This window comes from Sphingomonas melonis, from assembly GCF_013409985.1.
GTDB classification, from domain to species: Bacteria; Pseudomonadota; Alphaproteobacteria; order Sphingomonadales; family Sphingomonadaceae; genus Sphingomonas; species Sphingomonas melonis_A.
Genome location: NZ_JACCBY010000001.1, coordinates 789,857 through 802,139, shown reverse-complemented (window position 1 = coordinate 802,139; position 12,283 = coordinate 789,857). Strand labels below are relative to the sequence as shown.

The 12,283-nt window shown below is 63.5% G+C and carries 12 protein-coding genes; 5 read left to right on the top strand and 7 right to left on the bottom strand.

What is annotated here, in order from left to right; genetic code table 11:
• Positions 1 to 9: 9 nt before the first annotated feature.
• The 5 genes from HD841_RS03975 to HD841_RS03955 all read right to left on the bottom strand — a co-directional run bounded on the left by HD841_RS03975 (position 10) and on the right by HD841_RS03955 (position 5,701).
• Positions 10 to 1,035: a patatin-like phospholipase family protein gene (locus tag HD841_RS03975; RefSeq protein ID WP_179507561.1), complete on the bottom strand. Its 1,026-nt coding sequence runs from the start codon at positions 1,033 to 1,035 to the stop codon at positions 10 to 12.
• Positions 1,032 to 2,048 (bottom strand): SDR family oxidoreductase, encoded by a 1,017-nt coding sequence (locus HD841_RS03970; protein WP_179507560.1) that lies wholly within the window; start codon positions 2,046 to 2,048, stop codon positions 1,032 to 1,034. The genes HD841_RS03975 and HD841_RS03970 overlap by 4 nt, the downstream gene beginning before the upstream one ends.
• Positions 2,049 to 2,165: 117 nt before the next feature.
• Positions 2,166 to 3,344, bottom strand: coding sequence for a zinc-dependent alcohol dehydrogenase (locus HD841_RS03965; RefSeq protein WP_179507559.1), 1,179 nt, complete (start codon positions 3,342 to 3,344; stop codon positions 2,166 to 2,168).
• A gap of 531 nt (positions 3,345 to 3,875) precedes the next feature.
• Positions 3,876 to 4,634 (bottom strand): alpha/beta hydrolase family protein, encoded by a 759-nt coding sequence (locus HD841_RS03960; protein WP_179507558.1) that lies wholly within the window; start codon positions 4,632 to 4,634, stop codon positions 3,876 to 3,878.
• On the bottom strand, positions 4,631 to 5,701 hold the full coding sequence (locus tag HD841_RS03955; protein WP_179507557.1) for a DUF3182 family protein: 1,071 nt from the start codon (positions 5,699 to 5,701) through the stop codon (positions 4,631 to 4,633). The genes HD841_RS03960 and HD841_RS03955 overlap by 4 nt, the downstream gene beginning before the upstream one ends.
• Positions 5,702 to 6,223: 522 nt before the next feature.
• Between HD841_RS03955 and HD841_RS03950 the strand changes: the two genes are divergently transcribed.
• The 4 genes from HD841_RS03950 (at position 6,224) to HD841_RS03935 (ending at position 9,188) form a co-directional block, all read left to right on the top strand.
• Positions 6,224 to 6,961 (top strand): hypothetical protein, encoded by a 738-nt coding sequence (locus HD841_RS03950; protein ID WP_179507556.1) that lies wholly within the window; start codon positions 6,224 to 6,226, stop codon positions 6,959 to 6,961.
• Positions 6,958 to 7,350 (top strand): hypothetical protein, encoded by a 393-nt coding sequence (locus HD841_RS03945; protein WP_179507555.1) that lies wholly within the window; start codon positions 6,958 to 6,960, stop codon positions 7,348 to 7,350. Before HD841_RS03950 ends, HD841_RS03945 begins: the two co-directional genes overlap by 4 nt.
• 434 nt (positions 7,351 to 7,784) lie before the next feature.
• Complete coding sequence (locus HD841_RS03940; RefSeq protein WP_179507554.1) at positions 7,785 to 8,099, top strand: hypothetical protein; 315 nt, start codon at positions 7,785 to 7,787, stop codon at positions 8,097 to 8,099.
• A gap of 420 nt (positions 8,100 to 8,519) precedes the next feature.
• Positions 8,520 to 9,188, top strand: a complete 669-nt coding sequence (locus HD841_RS03935; protein WP_179507553.1) for a hypothetical protein — start codon at positions 8,520 to 8,522, stop codon at positions 9,186 to 9,188.
• A 15-nt stretch (positions 9,189 to 9,203) separates the two neighbouring features.
• Here the strand turns inward: HD841_RS03935 and HD841_RS03930 are convergent, their stop codons facing one another.
• Both HD841_RS03930 and hemN read right to left on the bottom strand, forming a co-directional pair.
• The gene (locus tag HD841_RS03930) at positions 9,204 to 9,914 is read right to left on the bottom strand and encodes a Crp/Fnr family transcriptional regulator (protein WP_179507552.1); all 711 of its coding nucleotides are present in this window, start codon (positions 9,912 to 9,914) and stop codon (positions 9,204 to 9,206) included.
• A gap of 155 nt (positions 9,915 to 10,069) precedes the next feature.
• Complete coding sequence (gene hemN / locus HD841_RS03925; protein ID WP_179508088.1) at positions 10,070 to 11,392, bottom strand: oxygen-independent coproporphyrinogen III oxidase; 1,323 nt, start codon at positions 11,390 to 11,392, stop codon at positions 10,070 to 10,072.
• Positions 11,393 to 11,523: 131 nt separating this feature from the next.
• Between hemN and HD841_RS03920 the strand changes: the two genes are divergently transcribed.
• Positions 11,524 to 12,234, top strand: coding sequence for an OmpW/AlkL family protein (locus tag HD841_RS03920; RefSeq protein ID WP_257015205.1), 711 nt, complete (start codon positions 11,524 to 11,526; stop codon positions 12,232 to 12,234).
• The last annotated feature ends 49 nt before the right edge of the window (positions 12,235 to 12,283 follow it).

The following is a 12,283-nucleotide window of genomic DNA, read 5'->3' as shown; positions in this document are numbered from 1 at the left end:
TCTCGAAGGCTAGAGGAGGGTCAGTCCCACGGTGCCGATCGCCAAGCCGCCTTGCCTCTGCTTCTCGACCACACGCATCCCTGCGGCATAACCGGCAGCCCAGCGACGCTCGACCGTCGGCCCGGAAAAGTCCAGCGCCTTCCCGGCGACCTCGTCTTCCTGCTGGGTGTAGGCGAGCCTCATCAGCGCAACGCCCCGCTCCACGCGCCCGTTGAAGCGCTCTTGCCATCGTGTGATCGAGCGTCGCGACTGGGCCGCGAAAACGAGGTCCTGCATTCGTCCCGCCGCCTCACCAAGTGTCGTGGGCAGCCTTCCAACCAGCGGTAGGAGGTCGATCGCGATGCAAAGCGTCGGACGGGCTGGTGGATCAGACAGGACCGGATCGAGGGGCAGGTTGGCCGAAAGACCGCCATCGACGAGGTATCTGCCGTCGATCTCCACTGGAGGGAAGAGCACCGGAAGGGCGGCGCTGGCACGGACGTGGTGCGATCCGATGACGTGCGTCTGGGTATCGAAGATGACGTCGTCACCCGTTTCCAGATCGACGGCCGTCGCCGTAAAACGGCAGGAACCTTCATTTAGTCGCTTGAAGTCTATGGCGCTGTCGAGCGATGCGCCGAGTTGCTCCGTCTCGAAAACGGAAGGCCGATGATCCGGCCAAGGCGTCGATGCCGACAGGACCGGACCGAAGATGCCCGCTCGTCCGGCGATCGCCGTCCACGCCGCGGCCGCTGAACGACGACTGGTCTCGAGGCCCGGCGACAGCCAGGGATGCGCCAGATCCATCAATCCGACGACATGAGGCTTCCAGAAGAAACGAAGCGCGTCAACCCTGTCCTCAGGCGCCGAGCCCGCGATGAGCGCTGCGTTGATGGCACCAACCGACGCTCCAACAACCCAGTCGGGCTGAAGATCATGCGTATGGAGCGCCTCGTAGACCCCGGCCTGAAAGGCCCCAAGCGCGTTACCGCCGCTGAGGACCAGCACGACGTCGAAGCCTCGAGCCGAATGCTCCGTACGGGCGGTCTCCGTCATCGGTGCCTGCGTGCCCATAGGCTGTGAACGGCGCTCGCCCCGGCCCCGAAGATCGCAAGCGCGAGCAGCGGAGGAGGCGTCTTCTGGATCTGCAGCGCGATACTGGATCGTCGCGCGTGGACCTTCTGGCTGCCGCGCAACGCATCGTTGCGCGAATGGTGCAGATTGTCGCGACGCGTGGCGTCTCCCGGATCGTTCGGCTTCTGCTGCAGAGTCGTGCCCGTCATCTCCATGATGACATCGGTCAGTCGCGGCGCCATCTGCCCGAGCATCGACGAGAGCAGTCCACCGCCGCCCGCATACAGGGTCCGTCGCGGATTGGCGCAGGCGAACAGGATCGCATCGGCCACGACGCTCGGCGCGTAGAGCGGCGGAGGCAAACGCGGTGGTTGGTCCATGAAGTTGCGCGCGTGCTCGGGGAAGGGCGTGTCGATCGCGCCCGGTTTGACGAGGGTAACCGAGATCCCCGCTCCCTCCCGTTCAAGCTCCATTCGCAACGTGTCGGTCAGTGCCTGCACCGCATGCTTCGTCGCGCAATAGGGCCCTTGCTGGACGATCGAACGGTCGCCGAGGATGGATCCGACGTTGACGATCGCGCCACTGCCGCGAACACGGAGGTGGCGAGCGGCTGCCAGCGACCCGTGCAGCGCGCCGAAGTAGTTGACGTCGAATACTCGTCGATGGTCCTCGATCGGCACCTGCTCGAGCGTGCCGTAGGTACCAACGCCGGCGTTGTTGATCCAACTGTCGAAGCCGCCGAACGCCGTGGTGGCAGCATCGACGATCCGGTTCACCGCGGAGGCGTCGCTGACATCAGCGACACAGGTCGCGACACGGCCGCCGCTGGTCGCTAGACGAGCCTTCATGGCTTCCAGCGCAGCTTCGTTGCGGGCGGCGGCAACGACCGCCGCTCCTTGTCGAATCGCCTCCTCCACCGTCGCCAAGCCATTACCGCTTGTCGCACCCGTCACGACGATGACCTGCTCACGCAGCGGTTTCAGTCTGATCGTCATCACTCATCCTTCTTCTGCGCGGCTTGAAGGACCCCGTTTCAAGCTCCGCCTTCTCATTAGATAAGCAGTGCGGAGGCGACCTGGCCGGTGCGTGGTCCCCGTTAACCCCGGCGGGCGTCAACCATGCGGGCGAAGGACGACCTTGATGACGCCCTCCTTCTTGTCGCGGAACTTCTCGTACATCGCGGGCGCGTCCTCCAGGCTCGCGGGATGCGTCACGACGAAGCTCGGGTCGATATCGCCAGCCTCGATGCGCGCCAGCAAGGGCGCCGTGTAGCGCTGCACATGGGTCTGCCCGGTCCTGATGGTCAGACCCTTGTTCATCATCGCACCGATCGGAATCTTGTCGCCCATACCGACGTACACGCCCGGTATCGACACGGTGCCGCCCATGCGGCAGCTCATGATCGCCTCACGCAGGACGTGCACCCGGTCAGTGGCGAGGAACGTCGCCGCCTTGACCTTGTCCAGGACAGAATCCGCCGATCCATGGGCTGACGCCTCGCAACCGACCGCATCAATGCAACTGTCGGGGCCGCGGCCCTTGGTGCGGAACTGCAGCTCGTCATAGACATCGTCGACCTGCGAGAAGTCGATCGTCTCCGCGCCGCCGGCCTCAGCCATGGCGAGACGCTCGGGCACCTCGTCGATGGCGATGACGCGTCCCGCACCCAGCATCAGCGCCGAGCGGATGGCGAACTGGCCGACCGGTCCGCAGCCCCAGATGGCGACGGTGTCGCCCGGCTCGATCTGCGCATTCTCGGCGGCCATGTAGCCCGTCGGAAAGATGTCGGATAGGAACAACGCCTGCTCGTCGGTCACGCTGTCGGGCACCTTGATCGGGCCGACGTCTGCCATGGGCACCCGCAGGTACTCGGCCTGACCGCCGCAATAGCCGCCGAGCATGTGGCTGAAGCCGAACAGGCCGGCCGGCGAGTGACCCATCGCCTTGATCGCCATCTCGGCGTTGGGATTGGTGCGCTCGCACGCCGAGAACAAACCCTTGCGGCAGAAGAAGCAGTCGCCGCAGCTGATGGTGAAGGGAACGACGACCCGGTCACCGATCTTGAGGTTTGTCACCTCGGAGCCGAGCGCGACCACCACGCCCATGTTCTCGTGCCCGAGGATATCGCCTGCCTCCATCGTCGGCTGATAGCCGTCAAGGAGATGGAGATCGGAACCGCAGATCGCGCACGCCGTCACCTTGATGATGGCATCGCGGGGATGCTGGATCTCGGGTTCGGGAACGGTGTCGACGCGGACGTCGCCCTTTCCATGCCAGCAGAGTGCGCGCATCGGAAATCTCCGTATCGACGGGAGCGAGCATCACGGAGCCGCGATGCTTTCGAACAGGGGTAACGCTCGAACTTGCCTTTCGGCCCCTGCCCTGCCCGCGGAAACAAGAAGCCGTCTGAGGCATCGCGTGACGTCAATGCGTGGATGTCGCCGCCGCCGTCTCGCTAGATGCGGGACGCTCCGCTCAGACTCGATCCGAACAGGTGCTTGAGTGTAACGGCAACCGTCCCGATCCAGTGGCCAGGGCCTTTACCATCGGGAGCCCCTTACGCGCGGGAAGACCTAACGCCCTGCGTAGACGTCCTGGCGTTGCCACTGACCGGAATGACGTCGATCCGGCAGTCAGGAGCCGCAACCATCATGTTGTGACCGCCGCCACCCGGCCACCTACGGCAGAAACGGTTATCGGCACCACGATGGCAACGCAAGATGGCTCGCAAGCCTGGCGAAATGCAATGGTGACCTGGACAATATCGGGTCCGGGGGACCTCGCCTGCGCGCTTATGGTCATTGCCGGGAGCTACGAGTTGATCAGCGATAGGTCAGTCGGCTGGCCCGGACCATCTCCTCGATCCACCCTGTGAGCAGCGTCGAGTAGATCCGTTGATGCTGAGGATCACGCATGGCGTGCGAGGCTCCCGGGATGATCCGGTGGCTGAGCGAATTCGCCTGACGGAAAGCGGCCTGCATCGACAGCAGTGCTTCACGTGGGATCTGCTCGTCCTTTTCGGACTCAACGATCAGGACGTCACCGCGGAAGTGGGCGCAGGCGGCCAGGGCGCGGTCGCCTCCCGCTCCATGCGGTTGCTTGCGATAGGCGTGGACCATCTCCTTATCCAGTCTAGCCTTGGGCGTGATCCAATGCTCGTCGGGGTAGAGGGCAGGCACGCGCATCGCCAACCATCGGACCGGCCGCAATGCCGTCAGCAACATCGCAAGGTATCCACCATAGCTGGTGCCGACGACACCTATCGCGGCCTTTTCGATAAGGGGCCGAGAGGCGAGATGGTCATAGGCCGCCAGCACGTCGTCGAGGCTGTCCTGACGGGTGATCTCCTCCCTGTTCGCCCCGCTATCGGCATGGCCGCGCAGGTCGAAGGTGAAGCAGACACAACCGAGTCGAGCCAGCTCCTCCGCCTGGGCAAGATCCTCAGCCTGATCGCCACCCCATCCATGGATGAAGAGGAAGCCGGGTACCGGCGCCTCCGGGCTGAGTACGGTTCCGGCGATCCTCTCGCCCCCGATCTGCAGAAGCACCTTGCCTTCATCGACTTTCGTCAGATCCGTCATGCCAGCCTTACCGTATATTTCGTCATCGCCCCGACCCGGGGATCAATGCCCTGATAATAATTGACCGCACCGGGAGGGGGCGTCACGATGTCATAGATCTCTACCGTGGAGCATCGCACCGCTGGCGTATCCGGTTCCGCGCGTAGCGCTTCGAACGCCGCGATCTCGGCTCCGCTTGCGCCCCCGACCCGCCAAGACTGCTCCAACACGCCGATCTGCCGCACACCTGCATGGTCCAGACCTTCGATGACATCGTAGTTGCGCCGCGTCAGCCTGACGTCGGGATAGGCGAGATGCGCAGCACGATCGAACGTCGTTGCACATCGAACCGCGCGGCTGAGGGATGGGCACAGGTCAAGCGCAGTCAGCTCTGGAAAGTCGCCACGAATGACGAAGAGATCAGAGCCGCCGTACACCTCGCGCCCTTGATGATCGTGCGTGAGGTTCTGGCTTCCCCAATAGCTTATGCTCTCGTCCCCAAGCCGAACCGATCCGATGCTATACGTGACGACGTCGCTGAGGTTCGCCTCGATGACGATCCCGGCGCCAGCCAACGCCGGCCAGTCCTCAAGGTCAAGTGCGGCGTCAAGTTCGGCTTCGTCCTGCACGACCAATTGACCAAGGCCTGCCTTGCCCCACACGTCCTTGAGCCTGATGGGGCCGTCCGCCAGGAGTTGCCTACCGGCGCGTCCGGCGTCGGCCCGGGTGAATGCGGTGAAGCCCCTGAGTGCGGCGTCACCCATCAACTCCGCCATCCTGGTGGACCATCCAGGGGGACGATCGGCGTTCTCGTCGATTAGCGGATGGGTGATCGCTTTGGTGCCGATGAACCTCGCGGGCACGATGCCGCCAAGTATCGCCCTACCATGCGCAGACCACGCCAACCCCGCCGCAATCAACGTGTCCCCCGGGACGAGAAGGCAATCGGTTCGAGGTAGATCCTGAGTTGGATGATCAGGCAGACGTGGAACGTCGAGGTAGGCGGCCATGCGAGTGAGGAGCTGATCGCGCGAAGAGCGGTCATGCTCGTTCCCCCATTCACGCGTGTTGTCGATCAGCGCGGCCACGCCATCGAAGCTCGTCCTAGCCGGCGGCCATACGACGGGTGAGGGAGCGCTTTCGTTGCTGAAAGATGTCGTGCCGAGCATGTTGACGAGTCCCCTCCAAACGTAGGCTTCCTCAACGTACGTGCGTGAGACTCGTTCAGCGGAAGCCAACGCGGAAAATCTTTGGGTCGATCACGTGTGCAACCCGGCTTGGCCTCCTCGACGGAAAAGCAACGGTTGCCCTAACCCACGTAGTGAGATGACGCATTGATCGGCTGCGCTGTTTCAGACTAGAACCACCACGTTCGCGAGCACGCGGACCGAGGCGTGGAAACCTCGCTATTAGTTGCCGTACGCCCGGCCCGAACCAGTTTCGGCCGGGAGGCGGACGCGTATGTCCAGGGCCTCCGGGCCTAAAGGCGTCCGCGCTCGTCTAATAGCGAGTTTCCAACTTCCGGCTCACGGGCCGGCACCGCCTCGTCAACTGGGGCGGTGCCGCCGGCTAGCGCAGCCGAACGGCACCGCGGAAGCGGGGACTCGCACGTGGGTCGGATCGAACGGCAACCATCGGGAACGACGGGCAAACGCGGGGGCTGCGGCGACGCCATTCCTCCGCTCACGACCGACTTCGACCAGGACTGGAAAGGGGGGCTCGCGACCACGGGCCAGGGCGATCGCTCATCCCTCCCACTGCGGAGCTGGATGGTGGCGCCTCGTCGCATCGGCGGCAGAACGTATCAGGGCGAATGCATCATCGCGCGCGTGAGGCATGTCACCTACCAGCAGCAATCGACCACGTCCGGGCGCACCGCCGGCATCCTCGGGCTGTCGAGCGACGGCGCTGGTTTCGTCACCGGTGGCGGCGGTTTCATCGACACCACGCATCAGGGAGTCGTGAACGTCGTCCTGGAAGATGAGGTGGGGCGTCACATGACCCTGGAGCTGCCTTCCGAGATCTCGGTTCTTCCCGATAGCATCGTCCGGCTGGATCAGGTGAACGGCAGGATGATCGCCGCCACGAACATAACAGGCCGACAGGGTCGCATCATAACGCTCGGGCCCTCGGGTTTCATCGAGGCGGCATCCTTCACGAAGCTCCACGCCGCCCTGACCATCGCCGCGATGATGATGGCCGGCCAAATCCTGTCGCCTCATTTCCTCGCCGGCCTCGCCATGACGGCTGCTCTGGCTGCCCTTCCCGTGCATAGGTTCCAGCGCATCCAGTCGCTGCGGCGTCAACGGGCCGAACTGAAGAACTACATGCTGGAGGTGTTGTCATGATCCTCCTGCCGATCATCCTTCAGGTCATACCGACGCCGACACCCCCACCGATCATCGACTGGCAGCCATTCCCGGTTCAGCGAACCCCGGACGGCGGGTTCTACGATCGCACGTCCGCCGCGCGTACCGGAGACATCGTCAATGCCTGGGTGCGTTTCGTGAACGTCGAGATGAAGGGCGTTAACGCGGAGGGACAGCAGACCGACGCGCACCTCGAGGCGGACTGCCGGAAACCGCGTATGCGCATGTTGGCCTATCGAGTGGTTCAACGCGATGGGTCGACCCTGAAGCTGCTGAAAGCACCACCCAACGAGATCGGATGGCATGAGATGAGAACAGGCATGCGAGGCTATGACATTCGAGCGGGATTGTGCAGCCGCGTCCGGTAGCCTGGCACGATTCCTCAACAAGGCCGTATGCTGTGACAGATACCTCCGGCAGCGGCGTTCGCTCATGATCGACGCTCGAGCCTATGGACCGAGGGCCATCCGAGCGATCGGAGAGGACGCAATCGTCGTAGATCGACGTCGAGCACCGAGCACCGAGTGCTCGAACGAGGCGGCCGTTCACCACAGTTTGGTAAGCGTCAACCGTCATAACCGCGCGCATGGACATGCACGCACCAGTTCGGGAGATCGCCAGCAGTCCTGATTGGACACGGGTCACATCCGACGTGAACGCATGGCGTGGGGCGTGCCTGCATTGCTACGCCCACTTGGAAGCGGGGGTCACGGAAACGCTGCTGCTGCTTGCCGGACACGCTCTTGGCGGCACCGTCCAGCTCCGACACCTTGTGGGACGGCGGCTGGAGGATCTGACCTAAGTGCTGAGGCCGCAAGGACCGTTCTTCGACCGAAGCCGGCTCGTCTGGAAGACGCTGATTGCATTCCGGACGCACGACGGGCTGCGGCCTTCTCTGTGCCATGGGGTGGCAGGGATCGCCATCGAACGGAATGGCAAGTGGATCGCGATGATCCGCCAAACCGCGATACGAAATCGCAAGGCAAAGCGAAGTATGGTCGTCGTCGAGCAGACTGAGGCATCGACGATGCTGTCGGAGCTTAAACGCAGCACCGCGAGGCTCGCTGTCGCGCTGACGAAGCTTCGCGACGACCTAGGCATCGAGGACTTAGGCTAACCGCAAGACGAAGCACCGAACTGATCGTCCTATGACCTGAATCGAAATGATGCCAATACCTCACAGCGGCTGTTAGAGGGATACTCGTCCCCGCGCGGGTAAGGCTTGCCGCGACCAAGGAGCGCGGAAGGGTGTGATCCAACGCCGGCCTGCTCATCCCGGAAGGTCAATTAAACCCATTCGACGCCGCGCCATTGGATACGTCTCAACCGGGCGCCATTTCCCTCGTCCTATTTGGTAGCACCTCCCCCGCAACCCGCTGCCCATGTCCGTTCGCACGAACGGCCGGCGCCGTCATCTTGGTAAATCGTAGCCTCGTCGACGGCGCCATATAAGGATCCCCACGCTTCGAACACGGAACAGCAGAGCTTCAGTCACGAAGGAGCCCGTGATCCGTGAAATCGCCCTCAGAACAGGATCATGGAAGCTTCGCACGACGCAATTGACGACGGTCAATGCGTCTTGGAGTTCACCGACGCAGGGTCGCTTCCCACGCGCCATACGATGCAGCAGGATGAGAGGTCGGCAATGAAGATTCGTCCCCACTCCGGCACCGTCCTGTCCATCGCCGCGACGCGCGAACACGCTGGCATGGACGAGGATGTGATCCGCCTCGTCGCAGATCATCAGCAGTTGGGCGACCTGTGCGATCTGCTCGAAACTTGCGCGGACGAGCTACCCTGCATTCCGTCCCAAAAGCTGGTCGAGCGCATCTGCAGCACGCTCGAAGAGCTATACGCAACGAATACCGTCGGCCCGCCGCCCTATCCCGCCCTCTCCGAACTGTACGATGCGACAAATTCGCTCGAAACGGTTCTTCTGAAGCAAATCCAGTTGCGCCACTTGGCGGATACCATGCACGCCCAGGATCTCGTCGACGCGCTCCGTGGACTTCTCGTCCCACACGAACCCCGATCGCCCGATGCGCTCGGTTACATGTTGCGCTGCTTCTTCGATGGATGCCGAAAGGCAATGGACTGCGAGGAACTGGCGATCCTCGCGCTATCACGGCACCAACTGTCGGCGAAGGCCCGCTCGACGCTGATCAACAGCCTTCGCGAACGAACGCAGCCAAGTCGGCGCCGCTGACCTGAGCCCTGCAGATCATGCCGCCTCGGCGCGGGCGGCGAGGGCCACGTGATCGCTGATCGTCACCGTCCTCGCCCCAGGCAGCGCGATGATACCCTCCACCTTGAGTCTCGTAAGCTGCCGGCTGACCGTCTCGATGGTCATGCCCAGCACATCGGCGATCTGTCCGCGAGTCAACGGCAGGTCGAAGGTGACCGGTCCGCCGATGGTCGCTCGGCAACCCTTTTCGCCGGCCCGCACGGCCATGTCGACTAGGAAGCCCGCGACCTTCTCGCCAGCGGACTTGCGCGCAAGCACCAGAATCCGTTCACGAGCCTCCGTCAACGACTCCAAGGTGCGTTGCAGAAGCAATCGCTCCATCCGCTGATGGTCGTCGAGGATGCGCTCGAAGGCCGGGCGAGGGAACACACAGAGCTGTGCATCTGTGAGGGCGATAATATCGAAATCCGTTTCGCCGGCATACGGCTGTCCGAAGAAGTCTGCTGGGTACAGCAAACCCACGATCTGCTCGCGACCGTCCGCCGTGGTGGCGACCAGCTTCAGCACGCCTTCGAGGAGATTGCCGCAGATCACCGCCTCGTCGCCTGCCCAGGCAACGGCTTGGCCGCGTCGGACGATGCGACGCTGGCTTACGGCGTTGAGCGCCCGCAGCTCCGTGTTGTCCAAGCTGCCGCAAAGCGAGCGATCTCGCACCGAGCAATCAGCACAGATGTCGATGAGGTTCATGGATCCATCATAACTCCGGTACGCGCGGTTGTCGCTGACTCCGTCGCCGATGGCACCGAAGGGAATTTTCCGGATGCCGACCGCCGATCATACTTGGTTTAGGAGAGCTACAGGCGGCTGAGCCTTCCTCCACCAATTGACCGGGTCGGCGCTCGTCACACGGCGCTGCTGAAGCGGACGACGTCCGCATGACGATGCACGTCCAGTGCCGATGCGATCACGCGTGCGTACGGGAGCGCTCCGTTCCGGAGCGCGATCCGCGAACCTTCCCATTGGATCAGACCGACCTCGGCGAAGCGGACCAGCCGAGCGTGCATCGCCCCGCTCTGCGGCACTCCGGCGAGATCCGCCTCGCCATGGCAGAGGATGGCCTCGATCGCCTTTCCTCGGAGCTGATCCTCGCTGGACCGTCGTGTTCCGCGCGCGACAGGGAAGCGTCCGGTGCCGACCGCCGCATGCCAGAGCCCGGTGTTCTTCTCCGCCTGCAGGAAGCGATCCGGGAAAGCGCTGATGGCGCTTGCCCCCAATCCGATCAACACGTCCGCCTGGTCTTCGGTGAACCCCTGGAAGTTACGCCGTAGGGTTCCGTCGACGGCTGCGCGCGCGAGATCGTCCGCAGGTTTGGCGAAATGATCGAAGCCGACGGCCAAATAGCCCGCGTCGGTCAGTCGGCGATGAGCCAGCGCAGCCTGACCGAAGCGGGCCTCGACACCAGGCAACGCACGCGCGTCGATACGGCGCTGGCGGGGAATCAAGCCGGGTACATGCGCGTAGCCGAAAACCGCCATCCGATCCGGATCAAGCTCAAGAGCCGTCTCCAAGGTCGCGGCCAGATCCGCATCCTCCTGCCCTGGCAGACCGTACATCAGATCAAAGTTGATCGACCGCACTTCTGCTTCCCGCAGCATTTCCACGGTGCGCCTGATGTCGTCTTCCGGCTGCAACCGGCCGATTGCGGTCTGTAATCGCTCATCGAAGGTCTGCACGCCGAGACTCGCACGCGTGACCCCGGCGCTCCGTAACGCCATCGCCCAGTCGCGTCCGAACCCGCGAGGGTCGAGCTCCACAGAAAGGACAGGGTTCGTGCATTCGAACCGAGAGAGCAGCCGTTCGACGAGGAACCTGAACGACGCTGGCGACATGGCGTTGGGGCTACCGCCGCCGAATGCGATACGACCGACGCTTCCACGACCCGCCAACCGGCTCGCGACCAGCGTGATCTCCTCGTCAAGCCGCGTCAGATACGCCTCCAGGCGGCCCGTCCGGTTGGTAGCAGCCGTATTGCACCCGCAATACCAGCAGATCGCATGACAGTAGGGGATGTGGACGTACAGCGAAACCACGGCGCCCGTCGCCACCGCGTCCAACGCCTCGGCCATGTCCCCATGCCCCACCTCGCGGCCGAACTCGGCAGCCGTGGGATAGCTGGTGTAACGGGGAACGGGTCGGGCGAGCAAGTCGGGATGGAAGGTCCACATGGCCCCCTCGCTATGGTCGTCTCGAAATCCGACGCCTTTGACCATCGTCAAAGGCTTGCTTGTCGCCGGTCAAATCAGAACACGGGCTCAGGTCGTATCGGCTTCGCCATGGTAGCCAAGGAGGCAAGACGATGACGAAGGTGAACGGAATGATCTGGATGACGGCGTTGGCCGCCGCCAGCCTGGCCACGCCGGCGTTGGCGCAGGCGAACGACAACCCGAAGGAGGAGCCACGACGGGTCGGCGTACGCGAAGGAGACGTCCTGCTGCGGGCACGCGCCATCCTCGTCGCGCCCAACGAAGCATCGGGTAGCGTCCTTCCGGCATTTCCGGGTGAGCCGGTGAAGGTGAATGACAGTCCCATGCCGGAAGTCGACGTCACCTACATGGCGTCCGACAACATCGGCTTCGAATTGATCGCCTCCACGACTAAACATCGCGCGAACGGAATCACGGGAACGACTGGCAGCATCGGAAGACTCGCATCCACGTGGGTTCTTCCGCCGACCTTGACGGCCCAGTATCACTTCGCGCCCACCTCGACCATCCGACCCTATGTGGGTGCCGGCCTGAACTACACCGTGTTCTGGAACGAAAAGGCGTCCCGCGGACTTCAATCCGCGGTCGGCCGGACCCGCGTGACCATGAAGGACAGCTTCGGTTGGGCCGCCCAGCTAGGCGCCGACATCGACCTCACCCCGCGTGTATTCCTCAATCTCGACGTCAAATACGTCGACATCGACACCACCGTCCGCCTCGATACAGCAGCTGCGGGAACCCAGCGCGTGAAGCTTTCGCTCGACCCGCTTGTGTTCGGCGTCGGTCTCGGGATGCGGCTCTAGCGGCCCCGCCATCAGGCGGAGCACCCGATGCGCGATGACGCCCTGATCG